Genomic DNA, 15,204 nt, shown 5'->3' on the forward strand with positions numbered 1-15,204 from the left:
GCCAACTGTGCTCACGGTCGCAGCAGCTCGGGGGCGGGCCGACCCGAGTCGGCTGCAGCGGTGGCAGCCAGCTCCATGAGGCGCTGGAACTGGGCAGGGTCGGTGGTGTTGCACCCCAGACCGTGGTTCTTCTTCCCGGCTCCGTGGTAGTCACTGGATCCGGTGCGCACGAGCCCGAGGTCCTCGGCGATGACGCGCAGCTCGGCCCGGGCTCGGCTGTCGTGGTCCTGGTGGTCGACCTCCACGCCGACCAGTCCGAGGGCGGCGAGCTCCGCGATGTCGTCGCGGGTCATCCCCGACGGGTCGTGACGCCCCCAGGGGTGGGCGATCACGGTGACACCGCCCGCCTCCCCGACCAACCGGATCATCTCCGTCAGCGGCGCGGCGTAGCGGTCGACGTACGCCGGGCGCCCCGGACTCAGCAGCTCGTCGAAGGCCTGCTCGCGGTCACGCACCGCACCCATCGCGATCAACGCGTCCGCGACGTGAGGGCGGCCGGTGGCCGCGGCTTCGCCGGCCACGCGGCGTACGTCGGCGGCGGTGATCTCGTAGCCCAGGGCGTTGAGCCGATCGATGATCGCGGGGATCCGTGAGTTGCGGCCGTCGAGGATCCTCTGGAGTGCCACGACCAGCGGCTGGTAGGTCGGGTCGGGCAGGTAGCCGAGGAGGTGGACGCCCTGCCCGTTGTGCCGGGTGCTGATCTCCATGCCCCGCACCAGGGTCAGACCCACCTTCGCCGCCGCCTCAGCGGCCTCCGGCCACCCCTCGCTGGTGTCGTGGTCGGTCAGCGCCACGACGTCGAGGCCCGCTGCCGCCGCCTCATGGACCACCTCCGCCGGAGTGCGGGTGCCGTCGCTGGCACGGGAATGCGTGTGGAGGTCGATGCGCACCCCGGCAGCCTAGGCCATCCTCCCGATGCCCGGCGGTCGCCAGGGTCGTCCTGCGGTGGACCTGACCGGCCGGTCACCACCCGGGCGGCGGTCCACCGAAGGGCACGTCGAGCAGGTGCGCCCCCATGCCGGAGACGTCGGCCAGGGGCCAGTCACCGGTCAACAGGAAGACCGCCGATGCGGGACGCAGCACCAGCCACAGCCACCGCCCACCCGCCTCCCCTGCCACGACACTGCGGTCCAGGGACAGGTCGTGCTCTGCGGTGGAGACAGGCCACAGTGGCACCGGCTGGGAATCGAGCCGCACCCGCGCCGTGGGCCGGCTGGCGATGATCTCCGCCCCCGGATCGGAGTGCACGGTGCCCGCGCACCGGGCACCGAGGCCGGTCCCCGGCTCCTCACTCACCACCAGGACCTCCACCGGACCGTCGGGCTCGGTGCTTCCGGCAACCGAGACCATCGTCGCCCGGGCGCGGGCGTTGCCGCGCACGACGCCGAAGTCGGTGACCCGCCACCCTCCGGCCAACGGCCAGGGGAGGTACGTCGGGAAGTCCTCGGCGCGGCGCAGGTGGTCACCGAAGCCGTCGTAGGACGCGGCGTCGGGCGACCAGAGCGGCGGGACGTAGCCGTGGTGCTCGCAGCGCCAACCGTCCGCCGACTCGTCGAGTCGGTTGGCACACCGTGGGCAGCCGGCGATCAACGACACGCCTCAACGGTGCGGTGCAGGTGGGCGCGACGTCAAGGCTCCACCCCCGAACGGACTCAGCCGGGCTCAGGCGTTCCAGCGCAGCACCACCGCGGTCTCCCGCTCGAAGCCGAGCACCGAGACCGTGGACGTGTCGAGGCGGAGCAGCCTGCCGTCGGTGGCCGGGAGCCCCAGCCAACGCGCCGCCAGCACTCGGAGGGAGTGACCATGGGCGAACACCAGCGTGCGTCCCCGGACGGCGAGCGCCCGGCCGACAACACGGTCCAACCGGGAGCCCACCTGGTCCGCCGTCTCCCCACCGGGCACGGGATGCGTCCAGACGGTCCATCCGGGGGACGTGCGCCGGATCTCCGCCGTGGTCACGCCCTCGTAGTCGCCGTACTCCCACTCGACGAGGTCGTCGTCGAGCTCTGCGTCGGGGAACCCGGCCAGCTCCGCGGTGCATCTGGCCCGCTTGCGTGGACTGGTCAGCACCTGGTCGAACCGGGTGCCGGCCAGTCGGCCGCCGAGCCCCCGGGCCACCTCGACGCCGTGTGCGGTCAGGTCGAGATCGGTCACCGACGTGTGCCGTCCGGAGCGACTCCACTCCGTCTCGCCGTGACGGACCAACCACACCTCGCGTGCCTCGGCACTCTCCTCGGTCATGGCCTTCCTCTGCCTCTGAACGTCGCGGTGTCCATGGCGTCACTGTGCCATGGGGTCGGTGGCGAACTCGCCCAAGATCCCTCGACGGCGCCCCGTCCCGTGCGATGCTCACCGCCATGAGCACAGGTCCGGAGCCGACGCTGGCGCGTCGTGCCGTGGCGGCTGCCTTCCTGGCGCAGGGACTGGTGTTCATCAGCCTCACCACCCGGCTGCCCACGCTGCAGGATCGTTGGGATCTCGGCGAAGCCGCACTCAGCGGCCTGCTGCTGATGATGGTGCTGCTGGCCGGGGCCGGCTCGGTGGCCGCCGAGGTGGCTGCCAAGAGACGCACCAGCGCGACCGTCCTCCGGGTCGGTCTCCTGCTCGTCGCCGTGGCCGCGCCCGTGGTCGCGGTGTCCCCAACCTTTCCCTGGTTCGTCGTCGCCCTGGCGGCGTACGGCGTCGGGCTGGGCATCGTCGACGCTGCCAGCAACATGCAGGCGGTGGCCGTCGAGCACGCCTACGGGCGCCCCATCCTTCCGTCGTTCCACGGCGCATGGACCTTCGGTGGGCTCCTCGGCGCCGGCATCACTCTGGCCGTGGCCGGGACCTGGCCGGTGGTCGTGGTCGCGATAGTGCCGCTGCTGGTCATCGCCACTCCCCTGCTGCCGCGCGTCGGCGACCCGATGCCTGTCGACATCGACGTTCCGTGGCGTCCGATCGTGCTGGTCGGGCTCGGGATGGTGCTCTTCTACATGGTCGACACCGCCTCGATGACCTGGGGGCCGACGTACCTCGACAACACCTTCACCACACCCGAGCGCCTCGTGGCACTGGCCACGTTCCCCTACCTGTTGGCCACGCTGATCATGCGCCTGGCCGGCGACCCCCTGGTCGCCCGGTTCGGGCCGGTGGTGCTGCTGCGGGTCGGTGGGGTGCTGGCGGCCGCCGCCCTGGCCGTGGTCGTCTCGGCCCCGACCTGGCAGGTCGCTGTCCTGGGCTTCACCCTGGTCGGCCTCGGGGTCGCGGTGATCGCTCCCTTGAGCTTCTCGGCGGCCGCTCGGATAGCCGGGGGCGACGACGTGCCGGTGCACCTGCGCCAGGCGAGGGTGGATGCGGTGATCGGCCGGTTCAACCAGTTCAACTACGTGGGCGCGCTGCTCGGCTCGGTGCTCACCGGGCTGGTCGGGGCCGACAACCTGCGGTTCGGCTTCGCGGTGCCGATGGTGCTGGTGCTGGCCATCGTGCCGCTGGCCCGCGCCTTCCGGTGATCCTGCCTCCCGCGAGCCGGCACTTCGGTGGGCGAACGGCTCAGCGAGGAACCAACGCCCAGTAGTCGAGGTCGAGCAGGACTCCCTCGGCATACTTGCCGGCCTCGTTGCGCAGCGTCATCGACTCGTCGCGATCCTTGGTGGCCACCAGACGCAGGCGCAGGGCCCCCACACCCGGGGCCGAGGTCTCGGCCTTCTCCAGCACCTCGGACCATGCGTAGACGGTGTCGCCGGCGAACGCGGGGGCAGCGTGCGCGCCGGCGTTGATCGCCGCGATCAGCTGGGCATTGGCCAGCCCGTTGAACGACAGGGCGCGGGCCATCGAGATCACGTGGCCGCCGTAGACCAGGCGGGCACCGTCGGGACGCGCCTGCGTGTTGAAGTGCACCTTCGCGGTGTTCTGCCACAGCCTCGTGGCCACCATGTGCTCGGAGTCGGTGAGCGTGACGCCGTCGACGTGGTCGATCTTCTCCCCCACCGCGTAGTCGTCCCAACGGTGCGCCTCACCAGCGGCCGCGAAGTCGTAGTCCGAGAAGTCGAGGCCCTCGGGGATGACGAGGTCGCCCGCGGCGACCGAGTCGGCCAGCTCGGGCAACACGGTCTCGGGGGCGGGGGCGTCGTGGTCGCGCTTGTGCACCATCACCCAGCGGGCCCAGTCGAGAGCGACCTCTCCGCGCTGGTTGGTGGCCGTGGAGCGGACGTAGACCACGCCGCTCTTCCCGTTCGAGTTCTGCTTGAGCCCGATCACCTCGGACGTCGTACTCAGCGTGTCACCGGGGACGACGGGGCGGTGGAACCGGCACTCGGCGTACCCGAGGTTGGCCACCGCGTTGAGCGAGATGTCGGGAACCGTCTTCCCGAATGCGATGTGGAAGGCGATCAGCTCCTCGACCGGCGCGGGGTCGAGGCCGGAGGCCTTGGCGAACTCTGCCGAGGAGGGCACCGCGAAGCGGGTCGGGTAGAGCGCTCCGTACAGCGCCCGGTCCCCCTCGGTCACGGTGCGCGGCGTGGCGTGCCGGATCACCTGGCCGATGGAGAAGTCCTCGAAGAAGTTGCCCGGGTTGGTCTTGGTCATGGCGTCATGGTGCCGCACGCCGTAGCCACCCGGGCAACCGATCCCACGTCCCGGTCAGTCGCTGACCCTCACCACCCGCGCTCCACGCTCGGAGCCGGACCAGGCTCAGGCACCGCCCCCGCCGGCCTTGCGGCGGTGCATCTTTGGCGCGCCACCTTCGACCTCGGAGCCGTGCACCTTCTCGCGGGAGTGGGCATGGCCGTCACCCTCGGTCGGGTGCTGGGCGTTGTTCTTGCGGTCCAAGGCCTCGCGCATCTTCTCCTTGATGTCGGCGTTGGGGCCACTGGCATCGGTCATGATGTCTCCTCGCGTCGGTCGGACCACCACCTTGGCATCGATCGACGTCGGGGGCCAAGGGATTAGCCGGGCCGTCGTCCGGGTACTTTCTGCGCATGATCCGCACGAGGGCCGTCGGTGCCCTGTTCCTGCTTGCGCCGGCGTTGCTCGTCGGCGGCTGCTCGGCCGGCGACACCGGCCGCGACCTGGTCATGGGTCCGGCGGCCTCGATCGACGACTCCTCGAACGCGGCCCAGGACACGGAGACGCAGGATCCGCCGGACCCGTTGGCCACGCCGGAGCCCCCGGCGACCTCCGCGGAGCCGGCCACCGGCCGGATCATGTCCGGGAAGGGATACCAGTACTCCGCGCCGAAGAGCTGGGTGGACATCACCAAGCAGATGCGGGAGAGCGGGCAGAAGGTCGACACCGCGGTCGGTGCCGACATCACCGTCAGCACCACCGTGCGGGAGAACCTGAACGTCGTGCTGACCGACGTCCCCGGCGTGACCCTGGAGACCTACGAGCAGATCGCCCCCGAGACGCTGGCGTTCATGGTCAAGGACCTCGAGGTCTACGACCGTGCCGTCATCGCCGGCGACGAGGCCGTCCACGTGGGTGGATCGGCGACCGTCGGCGGGGTGGACTTCTTCTTCGAGCAGTTCGTCGTGGTCCGGGACGACACGATGTACGCCGTCTCCTTCGCCATCAATCTGGAGCGGTCGGACGAAGAGCGTCGCGCCGTCGTCGACTCGGTGCTGGCGTCCTGGAAATGGCCGTCCTGACCCCACCGGAAGGACATGGCACCACGAGCCGCAGAGAAAGCCTGAGAGAATTCGGACATGCATTCCATGAAACGACCCGCAGCCGCACTCGCCGCTGCTGTCCTCACCGTCACCGTGCTGGCCGGTTGCGGGGACGACGGGAAGAACTCCTCCGACGACGCCTCGGAGACCTCCACGCCCAGCCAGACACCCGGAGAGACGCCCAGTGAGTCCTCCGAGACACCCACGGCCACCGACTTCGGCACCCCGGCCAAGGGCGCGCGGATCAAGGGCAAGAGCTACACGTTCCGCGCACCGCAGTCCTGGACCGACATCACCACCAGCGCCCGCGGGGTGGAGAAGTCGATCGACAGCGCGGCCGCCGAGCCCACCAAGGCCGACGGCTTCCTCGACAGCGTCAACGTGACGTTCGACAAGGCCGCTGCGGGCACCACCCTCGACGACCTCGCCGCCTCCGTCCCCGACCAGCTGAAGGGCGTGGTGAAGAAGCTGGACGTCGCACCACGGGTCCGCATCGGCGACGTGGAGTCGTTGCACCACCGTGGCCTGCTCAGCGACGGGTCCACGAAGTACTACCTCGACCAGTTCGTGACGATCGCCGAGGACGGCACCATCACCGTCATCTCGTTCAACTTCTCCCCCGGTCTGAAGAAGGGGCCTCGCGAGGACGTCGTCAACAGCGTCCTGGCGAGCTGGAAGTGGGCCTCCTGAGCGCCCACTGACGGCGTACGACGCACGACGGCCCGGTCTCCCCGTGAGGGGAGCCGGGCCGTTTCGCGCAGGAGCTGGGTCAGCCCTTGAGCTTGTAGTCCTTGAGCAGCGACCGACCGATGATCATCTTCTGGATGTCGGAGGTGCCCTCACCGATCAGCATGAACTTGACCTCGCGCATCAGACGCTCGATCTCGTACTCCTTGGAGTACCCGTAGCCACCGTGGATCCGGAAGGAGTCCTCGACGACCTCGTTGGCGAACTCCGAGGCGACCATCTTCGCCATCCCGGCCTCGACGTCCATCCGCTGACCGGTGTCCTTCAGACGGGCGGCGCGCACCATCATCGTGTGCGCCGTCTCCACCTTGGTGGCCATGTCGGCCAACCGGAACAGCACCGCCTGGTGGTCGGCGATGATCTTGCCGAACGTCTTGCGCTGCTGGGCGTAGGCGATGCCCAGCTCGAACCCGCGCCACGCCAGGCCGCACGCCCGCGCAGCCACGTTGACCCGGCCCACCTCGACGCCGTCCATCATCTGGAAGAAGCCCTTGCCGGGCTCACCGCCAAGGATCTGCTCAGCACCGATCTGGTGACCCTCGAGGATCATCTCGGTGGTCTCGACACCCTTGTAGCCCATCTTCTCGATCTTGCCCGGCACCGTGACGCCCTGGGCCGTCTCGCCGAAGCCCGGGGTCTTCTCCACCAAGAAGGTGGTCATGTTCTTGTAGACCGACTCGGCACCCTCGTCGGTCTTGGTCAGCACCGCCACCAACGTCGACGTACCACCGTTGGTCAGCCACATCTTCTGACCCGTGATGCTGTAGGAGCCGTCCTCCTGCTTGGTGGCCTTCGTCGAGACCGCCGAGACATCGGATCCCAGACCGGGCTCGGACATCGAGAACGCGCCGCGGACCTCGCCGGTGGCCATCTTCGGGAGGTACTTCTGCTTCTGCTCATCGGTGCCGTGCGTCATCAGCAGGTAGGCCACGATGAAGTGGGTGTTGATCACACCCGACACACTCATCCAGCCGCGGGCGATCTCCTCGACCACCAGCGCGTAGGTCAGCAGCGACTCACCCAACCCACCGAACTCCTCGGGGATCGTGAGCCCGAAGATGCCCAGCTCCTTGAGCCCCTCGATGATCTCGGTCGGGTACTCATCGGCGTGCTCCAGGTCATTGGCGACCGGGATGATCTTGGCGTCGACGAACTGCCGGACAGTCTTCAGGATCTCTTCCTGGATGTCGGTCAGACCCTCGGTCTCGCAGAGGCGTCCCATCTTGCTTCCTTTCAACGTGACTCCGGTCAGGGCCACAGCGTCGTGGCCCTGACCGGGTTCATTGGTGAGTTCGGGCGACTGGTCAGTACTCCCAGTCACTCGGCGGCGTCAGCTCGGGTTCCGGCTTGGCCGCGTTCCAGGCCGTGTCGGAGCGCAGCATCGTCGAGGCGCGGTAGGGGATGTACTTGGCGAGGTACGAGTGGCTGTACCAGATCGAGTCGAAGTTGCGGTTCCAGTCCTTGAACAGGCTCGACCCCATCAGGCGCACGATGATCTCGTCGCCACGCAGCCCGGCGTTGCCCCAGTTGCTGGAGCCGGTGAACACCGCGTTGGAGTTGTTGCGCCCCGCGTAGTTGCCCGAGACCAGCAACACCTTGTGGTGTCCGTAGAGGTCGATCTCACCGTCGTAGTCGGTGTCGTACCCGGCCACGTGGACGGGGATGTAGCCGCGCGCCGTCCTGGTGGCGAAGACGTTGCGCGTCTGCCGGTCGGCCCAGCTGTACCAGATGCGGATGTCGCATCCTTGGGCGAAGAGCTGGCGGGTCTTCTTGGCCAGCCAGACACCGCGCTTGCCGGAGATCGTGTGCATGGCCACGCGCACCTTGGTGCGGCCCCGGCCGTTGCCCGTGCTGCGGGAGGCGCCGGTGCACCTGATCTTGCGCATCTCCCGCATCTGCGGGTCGTTCTTGACGTTCCAGTTCGGCAGCGGCAGCACTTCGAGCTGCCACATGCCCGCCTGCTTGATGTAGTGCTGCTTGCGGGCCGGCAGCGCACGGTCGGCCTTCAGCTGGCGATAGAGACCGAGGAAGTCGCGGTACATGTTCGGCTTGTTCCACACGGTGTACAAGTCGTTGTGCTGGTTGACCGCGGCGTTGGCGGTGAAGTTGAAGGAGCCGGTCATGACGACGTTCTTGACCGTGCCGGTGTAGCCGAACAGAACCATCTTGGTGTGCAGGTTCTCAAAGGTGGCCCGGCAGCTGCCGACGCAGATGTGGTACCAGGACGGCTTGCGACGGTTGGTGCCCAGGGCGCTCTTGAGCTTGCGCATCGCGCCGTTGATCTGGTGGTTGTTCAGGATCACCTGCACGCGCACGCCGCGCTTCTTGGCCCGGATCAGGGCGTCGGTCAGCGGCATCCGGTCGAAGGAGAAGAGTGAGATCCGGATGTAGGAGCCCTTGTGGGCATGGTTGATGCCCTGAAGGATCTGGTTCTCGATGCGCCACATGTCTGCTTTGGTGGAGCGCGCGTGGTTGAAGGTGGCCCCGTAGACCGGCCGCCAGCCTGCCGCCCGCTGCTCTTGTGATGCTGTTACGTTCGTGGCTGCCCCCGCTGCCGGTGCTGACTGAGCCGGGGCGGCAACAGCGCCGCCGCCCAGCATCACGACCAGAATCGAGAGAGCTCCAATGATGGCTCTCAACGTCTTTCCCTTCTCCAAGTGGATCTGCGCATGAACTTCGGAACGCTAACACGTGGCTCCGGGTCCGGAGCGCTTCTCTCAAGAGCCTCGCGTGCCCTGGTGAGCGATCTCACCTCGGTCATCAGATTCGCGATCGTCTGGGCCGCGACGTCGAGGACCTCTCCGTCGCTGACCTCGCCCGGATGACGCAGGCCGCCCAGGTCGCCCGGTTCGAGGAGCTCGAGGTCGCCGACCACGTCGTACTCGCCCCGGCGCAGCAGATCGATCGAGTGCCGGGCACGTCGGTGCAGCTCGTCGAGCATGGCGTCGCCGGGACGGAAGCGCTCCCCGGTCGACGGCAGGACGGTGCCCATCGCCAGGTAGCCGCGGATCCAGCGGCCCCGGTTGCCGGCGGACGAGAAGTCGACCAGGCGGCCGTTGACCCGCCGGAGCAGCTCGGCCTCGACCAGGCCCAGGGAGCGGTTCGAGGGCTTCTCGAGGATCTCCATGCCCTCGGGGTCCACGCCGACGACGGCGGCGAAGCGGTGCCACAGCTCCCCCGGCTCGGCGCGACCGACGGCGACCGGCAGCACGTGCACACGGGCAGGATCCACCACGCCGCCCCACCGTTGCAGGACGTCGGCGAGGTCGAAGGCGCCCCACCCCCACTCGTCGTGCGGGTCGTAGTCCGGGTTCGGCGGCCAGTCGTCGATGGCCAGGTCGCCGCCGTTCTTGACCCATTCCTGCCAGTACGACGTACCGAGGGTGACGAGGTCGCGCGCGGTCAGGACGACGTGGAGCTCGGCGTCGGGGAAGGAGTCCACGGCCCGCTGCACGTGCTCGGGCGCGGCAGCCCCGAAGAACTCGTGACTGATGACCACGTCGCCCTCCCAGGCCTGCGCCTCGTCGACGAGGTCCTGCCAGGGCGCGGTGACGTCACCGGAGCGCCTGGCCAGCTTGGGGTCGTCGCGAAGGTCGAGGGAGGCGAGGAGGTGACGGCGCCGATGACGCCCCGGGAGCAGCAGCCCACGCGAACCGAGCAGCTCCTTGTTGGCCCACATGACGTCCTGCAGGTAGGTCGTGCCCGTCTTGGGCAGACCGATGTGCAGGAAGACCCGACGGGTCATTGCTCAGGGTCGCTCACACTGTCGTGGTAGCGCTGGAGCGCCTCGGCGACCCGGGCCTCGTCACGCTCGGAGAGTGGGACCAGCAACTCCATCACCACGTCGGTCAGCTCGGCCAGGCGGAGGTTGATCTGACGACACTCCTGGACCTCCGCCTCGAGGGCGGAGAGCCGCCGGGCCGTGCCGGTGCGGTCGCGGTAGCGACGCGCGACGTCCTTCAGCTTGTCCACGTGATCACCAATCTGCTGATGGGAGTTCCGGCGGCAGTGGATCCTGCCGCCGCGGTGCCGCCGTCGTCGAGCTCGACCAGGTCGGCACGCTCGATCACCCTGCCTCCGGTCGCGGCGACCTGTCGGAGCAGAGCGGTGAGGTCGAGCGGCGAGACCCCGAACCGGCGGTCACCGGTCGAGGGGCCGGTCTGGACCTGGAGGTGGAGGCGCCCGCTGCGGCCGGTCACCATGCGCGCCAGCCGGAGCAGGCTGAGTCGCCCGAAGTCGTCGGTCGTGTCGGCGACGTGGCGGGCCAGCACGACCCGCGGGCCGGGCTCCCGCGAGAGCTGGGCGCCCGTCGCGAGCACCGATCTGAGCTCGGTCAGGTTGGCCCACTGGAAGGTCACCGGCAGACCCGCCTCACGGGCGCGCCGGGCTTCGCGACGGAAGCCGCGGGCCGCGTAGTCGAGGCCCCAGGTGGTGACCCCGCGACCGGCCAACCAGGCGGCGTCGCGTCCCGTGCCGCACCCGATGTCGACGGCGGTCACCATGTCGGGCTCACGCTCGGCCACCCAGTGCACGAACGCGGACTCGTTCGGGTGCTCCTCGGCGACCTTGGCCGGTCGGCCGTAGTACCGGTCCCAGACCCGCTCGCGACCGACGCGGGTGCCGCGGAACCAGCCGTTGAGCCGGCGCACCGTCGAATGCGGCGTCTCGAACTTGTACGCCGGGTCCGGGACCCGCCAGCTCGGGCCGTACATCGCCTCGAGCAGGTGATCAGGCTGGGCCGGGGCCGGGAAGGGGCGCCCCTCGAACTCGATCTCCGTGGTCGGGAAGATCCAGTCAGCCCGGAAGGGATGACCCACCTCGCCCATGAGATAGAGGAGCCCGTCCCGCAGGAAGCCGCCGAAGACGTCGAGACCACGCACGGCGCCGTCCGACTCGGTGACCAGCACCTTGAACGCCAGACCGCTGTAGCGGGTGACCGGATAGCCCATCGCGGTCAGGGCACGTTGCAGCCGGAAGCTCTCCAGAATGGCGTCGGCCGGTTGGTCGTGACGACTCACGTAGCCCAGGTCGGCGTCGGAGTCGTGGCCGATCAGACCGCCCTGCCGCACCGCCCCCAGCAGGGTGCCGTAGGCCATGAAGGCCTCCACGCCGGCCTCGGCCAGGGCGTCGACCACGGAGCGCATGGAGTCGAGCAGCGGCTGGGTGTGCTCGGCGCTGCGGCTCTCGAAGAGGCGGGAGAGCCGGTTGCTCTTGTCGAGCCCGAGGGGGTGCCCGTCGGCGTCCTCGACCCGGATCCGGCCGGAGCCGGCGCCGAGGCGGATCTCGGCGGAGAAGAGCTCCTCGTCATTGACGTGGTCGACCAGCGCCAGCGTCGTCGTACCGTCGAGGAACCGGCGCAGCGCGTCGGGCCAGCGGGCCAACAGCTCGCGACCGTCGGCGACGGTGTCGCGGCGGGACCAGAAGGACCAGACCCGGCGGCCGTCGAACTTCACGTCGATGGCGCGGTCCTGGCGCCCGCGCATGCGGATTCCGTCGTCGGACACGGTGACGTCACGGATCACGGGAGCGGTCGCCTTCACCGGCACTCCTCCCTCGACGGGGTCGTCTCTGTGTGCCCGCCCATGCTACGCATCCCAGTCGTTGGCCCGGCGGAGTCCCTGAGCTGCCTGCGCGACGAGGTCGTCCAGCTTGGAGGCGCGAGGCCCGACGTCGACGCCCGCAGCGGACTCGAGGTGGTCGAGCACCGCCGTCGTCGCTCGGCGCACCTCGTCGTCGGGGACCGAGGCCGCCTTGCGCGGCTGGTCGGAGAAGGTGGTGGGCACGGGCAGGTCGTCGAGTCTGCCGTAGAGCTCGAAGCGGGAGTCGGACATCGCCTCACGCAGCTGCTGGTTGAGCGTGGCGGCGTACTCCGCGGCGCGCCGGTCCAGCGCCGGACGGCTCTCCTCGGCGCGCAGTGGAGCCAGCACGTCGCGGGCCAGGGCGCGCATGCCGACCCGGTACGTGCGCGGGGGCACGTCGGCCAGGTGCGAGTTCACCCGGCGCAGGAAGTCGCAGGAGCCGAAGCCCAGCGAGGTGTTGTCGTGGACGTCGTCGAGGTCGACTCCGCTGCCGTCGAACCCGGCGGCGGCGCAGAACCGGTCCCACAGCTCCTCCCGGGGCGCGTCCGGCGGCGGCACGGTGACGATGTGGGTGGTCGCGATGCCGTGGGCGGTGCTCCACCGCTCCAGCATCGGCGTGATGTCCTGCGCGCGGTGGAAGGTGCGGTGGGCCCGCGAACGGGTGACCCGCCGGCTGCGTGACGGTTCGATCCGGCGCAGGTAGTCGGGCCAGGGCTCGTCACCGAAGTTGCGGGTGTAGGTCTGCCACTGGGCAGGGATGACCCGCGACTGGTCGCGCACGGTCAGGATGACCTCGATCCTGGCGCCGGAGTTGCGCAGGGGGTTGAGGAAGGGGCCCATGTGCCGGTCGGAGGCGAAGCTGAGGAACTCCATCGAGACGACCGCGGTCTGGCCGGCCTCCATCCGCGCGACGGGTTGCACCAGGGAGCGCCACTTGCGCTTGTTGCGACCGGGCTGCTTGGGCAGGTTCAGCACGTCACGAACCGCGCGGGACTGCACCCCGAAGCTGCTGCCGAGGAAGATCGCACCTCGTTCGGCCAGCATCTCCTGGTTGTTGCCGAGCACGGACTGGACGAAGCTCGTTCCTGTCTTCATGGCACCGATGTGCAACACGATCCGGCCCGTCATCGCCACCCTTCCTCTGCTCGACCTGCACCCTCCGTGCGGGTCCGCGCGCAAGGTATCACCGGCCGAACCCGGGTGGACATCCGAGGCGACACGCCCCGCCGAGGTGTCGGGAACGCCCGCGAAGAGCCGTTTTGCCTGACATGCTGACGCCTACGTGCCCAGATGAAGTCGAACTGTAAGGAGGGCACGCATGCGGCTGGCCCGGCTCTCAACGTGGCGTACCCACCCTCGCATCCTTCTCGGAGCCGGCCTTGCGCTCGTGCTGATCGCGGTTGTGCTCCACGTCGCCTCACCCTTCGGAGGCGACGACAACGACGGCGAGGCCAGTCTGTCCCAGGCCGCCCGCACGCCGGTCTCGAACGGCGCCACCCAGTTCCGCATCGCTTCGTTCAACCTCCTCGGCGCCGGCCACACCAGACCGGGCGGCGACCGGCCAGGTTGGGCCTCCGGCGAACAGCGCATGGTCTGGTCGGTGCGACTCATCCGTGAGCAGAACCTCGACCTGATCGGGTTCCAGGAGATGCAGGACCCCCAGTTCAAGAAGTTCCGGGCCCTGACCGGCGACGAGTACGGCATCTATCCCGGTGACGAGCTCGGCCCCGCCGCCATGCACAACAGCATCGCCTGGCGCCGCGACACCTGGGAGGTCGTGCAGAAGAAGTGGGTGCACCTCCCCTACTTCGGCGGCGACCTGATCCGCATGCCCTACGTGCAGCTGCGCCACGTGAAGACCGGCCAGCTCGCGTGGTTCGCGAACTTCCACAACCCCGCCAACGCCCGCGGTGACGCCCGCAAGTGGCGGATCAAGGCCACCAACATCGAGATCGACCTGGCCAATCGACTGCGCGCGAACTATCCCGGCCAGCCGGTGCACTTCACCGGCGACATGAACGAGCGCGAACTGTACTTCTGCCCGGTCTACCGTCGTACCGCCCTGAGGTCCGCCAACGGTGGCTACTTCACCGGCTCCACCTGCCACCCGCCCAAGCCGATGCCGGTCGACTGGATCTTCGGCTCCGGACCGACCCGGTTCACCGGCTACGTGGCGCTGCGCAGTGCGCTGGTGCGCAAGACCACGGACCACCCGTTGGTGATCAGCGATGCCAGCATCCCGCCGGTGAACGCCCAGTCGAGCGGTGTCACCCGCGTCGTGGTGCTCAGCGTCCAGGGTCTGCGACCCGACATGCTCACCGAGCTGGCCCAGGCCAACGCACCGGGCATCCCCTACTTCATGCAGGGCGGCGCCTCGACACTCAACGCGCGCACCGTCTACACGCGCACCACCCAGCTGCCCAACGCCACCTCCATGATCACCGGCCGCTCGGTCACCGCGAAGTTCGGCGGCCATGGCGTGGGCGGCAACAACGACACCGGCGGCACCATCGCCCAGTCGGCGGGCCACTACGTCGACAGCGCCTTCGGAGTGGCCCACGACTTCGGCTACTCGACCGCGCTCTACGCCCAGGACCCCGACATGGCCATGATCCGCAGGTCGTACGACGACCGCCACGGCGGCCTCGACCGCGAGGCCAGGAGCAACGGCCGCGACAAGATCTCCACCTACGAGCGAAGCAGGAGCAGCGCTCTCCTGGTGCGTGACCTGACCCGCAAGCTGGCCACCTCGCCTGCCCGGTTCTCCTATCTCCAGCTGAGCGACCTCTACACCGTGGGCCACAAGTACGGCTTCATGTCGGCGCGCTACAAGACGTCGGCGCGGCGGGTCGACGAACTCGTGCGCCGGATCCGGGTGGCGATCAACAGGTCCTCCACGCTCAAGGGACGCACCCTGGTCGTGCTCACCTCCGAGCACGCCGGCTATCGACGCACGAACACCAACCCGGCCGCCCTGCGCAACCACCAGGTCCCGTTCGTGGTGTGGGGCCCGTCGGTGCCTCGCGGTGCCGACCTCTACGCGATCAACCCCGCGTTGGCCGACCCGGGCCGGACCCGACCCGGCTACAACCAGACGCAGCCGGTGCGCAACAGCGACGCCGCCAACCTGGTGATGACCGCGCTGCGTCTCCCGTCGATCCCGGGCAGCAACCTGAACCGTGGCCAGACTCTGAACGTGTTCGGCGGTCCGTGAGCCCGATTCGGGCTCT

At 69.2% G+C, this 15,204-nt stretch carries 15 protein-coding genes; 4 read left to right on the plus strand and 11 right to left on the minus strand.

Features of this window, described 5'->3' with window-relative positions; translation table 11 throughout:
- Positions 1–11 precede the first annotated feature (11 nt).
- The 3 genes from NJ4_RS15065 to NJ4_RS15075 form a co-directional block, all read right to left on the minus strand.
- Complete coding sequence (locus tag NJ4_RS15065) at positions 12–890, minus strand: PHP domain-containing protein (RefSeq protein WP_067436828.1); 879 nt, start codon at positions 888–890, stop codon at positions 12–14.
- Positions 891–963: 73 nt separating this feature from the next.
- Positions 964–1,596 carry a DUF6758 family protein gene (locus NJ4_RS15070; protein WP_067436837.1) on the minus strand — a complete coding sequence of 211 codons (633 nt, stop codon included), beginning with the start codon at positions 1,594–1,596 and terminating at the stop codon, positions 964–966.
- A 66-nt stretch (positions 1,597–1,662) separates the two neighbouring features.
- Positions 1,663–2,241: a histidine phosphatase family protein gene (locus NJ4_RS15075; RefSeq protein WP_067436841.1), complete on the minus strand. Its 579-nt coding sequence runs from the start codon at positions 2,239–2,241 to the stop codon at positions 1,663–1,665.
- Between the two features lie 44 nt (positions 2,242–2,285).
- On the opposite strand from NJ4_RS15075, the gene NJ4_RS15080 reads away from it, so the two are divergent.
- On the plus strand, positions 2,286–3,491 hold the full coding sequence (locus NJ4_RS15080) for an MFS transporter (protein WP_245644584.1): 1,206 nt from the start codon (positions 2,286–2,288) through the stop codon (positions 3,489–3,491).
- Between the two features lie 40 nt (positions 3,492–3,531).
- Here NJ4_RS15080 and NJ4_RS15085 read toward each other — a convergent pair whose 3' ends face one another.
- Both NJ4_RS15085 and NJ4_RS15090 read right to left on the minus strand, forming a co-directional pair.
- A complete protein-coding gene (locus tag NJ4_RS15085; RefSeq protein WP_067436845.1) occupies positions 3,532–4,566 on the minus strand; it encodes a MaoC family dehydratase in 1,035 nt (344 codons plus the stop codon).
- 105 nt (positions 4,567–4,671) lie between these two features.
- Positions 4,672–4,863, minus strand: a complete 192-nt coding sequence (locus NJ4_RS15090; RefSeq protein ID WP_067436848.1) for a DUF5302 domain-containing protein — start codon at positions 4,861–4,863, stop codon at positions 4,672–4,674.
- A gap of 95 nt (positions 4,864–4,958) precedes the next feature.
- Between NJ4_RS15090 and NJ4_RS15095 the strand changes: the two genes are divergently transcribed.
- Both NJ4_RS15095 and NJ4_RS15100 read left to right on the plus strand, forming a co-directional pair.
- Positions 4,959–5,627: a hypothetical protein gene (locus tag NJ4_RS15095; protein WP_067436852.1), complete on the plus strand. Its 669-nt coding sequence runs from the start codon at positions 4,959–4,961 to the stop codon at positions 5,625–5,627.
- A gap of 57 nt (positions 5,628–5,684) precedes the next feature.
- Positions 5,685–6,338: a hypothetical protein gene (locus NJ4_RS15100; protein ID WP_157551152.1), complete on the plus strand. Its 654-nt coding sequence runs from the start codon at positions 5,685–5,687 to the stop codon at positions 6,336–6,338.
- Positions 6,339–6,417: 79 nt separating this feature from the next.
- Here NJ4_RS15100 and NJ4_RS15105 read toward each other — a convergent pair whose 3' ends face one another.
- From NJ4_RS15105 to NJ4_RS15130, 6 genes are all read right to left on the minus strand, one after another.
- Entirely contained in the window at positions 6,418–7,617 is a 1,200-nt protein-coding gene (locus NJ4_RS15105; RefSeq protein ID WP_067436858.1) for an acyl-CoA dehydrogenase family protein, read from the minus strand.
- 82 nt (positions 7,618–7,699) lie between these two features.
- The gene (locus tag NJ4_RS15110) at positions 7,700–8,842 is read right to left on the minus strand and encodes a phospholipase D-like domain-containing protein (protein ID WP_067436861.1); all 1,143 of its coding nucleotides are present in this window, start codon (positions 8,840–8,842) and stop codon (positions 7,700–7,702) included.
- A gap of 188 nt (positions 8,843–9,030) precedes the next feature.
- Positions 9,031–10,140 (minus strand): hypothetical protein, encoded by a 1,110-nt coding sequence (locus NJ4_RS15115; RefSeq protein WP_067436864.1) that lies wholly within the window; start codon positions 10,138–10,140, stop codon positions 9,031–9,033.
- Positions 10,137–10,367 (minus strand): DUF6752 domain-containing protein, encoded by a 231-nt coding sequence (locus NJ4_RS15120; RefSeq protein WP_067436867.1) that lies wholly within the window; start codon positions 10,365–10,367, stop codon positions 10,137–10,139. Before NJ4_RS15120 ends, NJ4_RS15115 begins: the two co-directional genes overlap by 4 nt.
- Complete coding sequence (locus NJ4_RS15125) at positions 10,355–11,935, minus strand: LicD family protein (RefSeq protein ID WP_067436870.1); 1,581 nt, start codon at positions 11,933–11,935, stop codon at positions 10,355–10,357. Before NJ4_RS15125 ends, NJ4_RS15120 begins: the two co-directional genes overlap by 13 nt.
- A gap of 45 nt (positions 11,936–11,980) precedes the next feature.
- On the minus strand, positions 11,981–13,102 hold the full coding sequence (locus NJ4_RS15130; RefSeq protein ID WP_067436873.1) for a hypothetical protein: 1,122 nt from the start codon (positions 13,100–13,102) through the stop codon (positions 11,981–11,983).
- A 190-nt stretch (positions 13,103–13,292) separates the two neighbouring features.
- Between NJ4_RS15130 and NJ4_RS15135 the strand changes: the two genes are divergently transcribed.
- Positions 13,293–15,188, plus strand: coding sequence for an alkaline phosphatase family protein (locus tag NJ4_RS15135; RefSeq protein ID WP_067436876.1), 1,896 nt, complete (start codon positions 13,293–13,295; stop codon positions 15,186–15,188).
- Positions 15,189–15,204 lie beyond the last annotated feature (16 nt).

Source organism: Nocardioides jensenii JCM 1364 = NBRC 14755, assembly GCF_001552535.1.
Lineage (GTDB): Bacteria > Actinomycetota > Actinomycetes > Propionibacteriales > Nocardioidaceae > Nocardioides > Nocardioides jensenii.

Bases quoted from the DNA above. Each gene is read 5' to 3' on its own strand.
- NJ4_RS15115 (WP_067436864.1), bottom strand. From the start codon at position 10,140: ATGACCCGTCGGGTCTTCCTGCACATCGGTCTGCCCAAGACGGGCACG.
- NJ4_RS15090 (WP_067436848.1), bottom strand. From the start codon at position 4,863: ATGACCGATGCCAGTGGCCCCAACGCCGACATCAAGGAGAAGATGCGC.
- NJ4_RS15130 (WP_067436873.1), bottom strand. From the start codon at position 13,102: ATGACGGGCCGGATCGTGTTGCACATCGGTGCCATGAAGACAGGAACG.
- NJ4_RS15105 (WP_067436858.1), bottom strand. From the start codon at position 7,617: ATGGGACGCCTCTGCGAGACCGAGGGTCTGACCGACATCCAGGAAGAG.
- NJ4_RS15135 (WP_067436876.1), top strand. From the start codon at position 13,293: ATGCGGCTGGCCCGGCTCTCAACGTGGCGTACCCACCCTCGCATCCTT.
- NJ4_RS15110 (WP_067436861.1), bottom strand. From the start codon at position 8,842: ATGTGGCGCATCGAGAACCAGATCCTTCAGGGCATCAACCATGCCCAC.
- NJ4_RS15100 (WP_157551152.1), top strand. From the start codon at position 5,685: ATGCATTCCATGAAACGACCCGCAGCCGCACTCGCCGCTGCTGTCCTC.
- NJ4_RS15095 (WP_067436852.1), top strand. From the start codon at position 4,959: ATGATCCGCACGAGGGCCGTCGGTGCCCTGTTCCTGCTTGCGCCGGCG.
- NJ4_RS15075 (WP_067436841.1), bottom strand. From the start codon at position 2,241: ATGACCGAGGAGAGTGCCGAGGCACGCGAGGTGTGGTTGGTCCGTCAC.
- NJ4_RS15085 (WP_067436845.1), bottom strand. From the start codon at position 4,566: ATGACCAAGACCAACCCGGGCAACTTCTTCGAGGACTTCTCCATCGGC.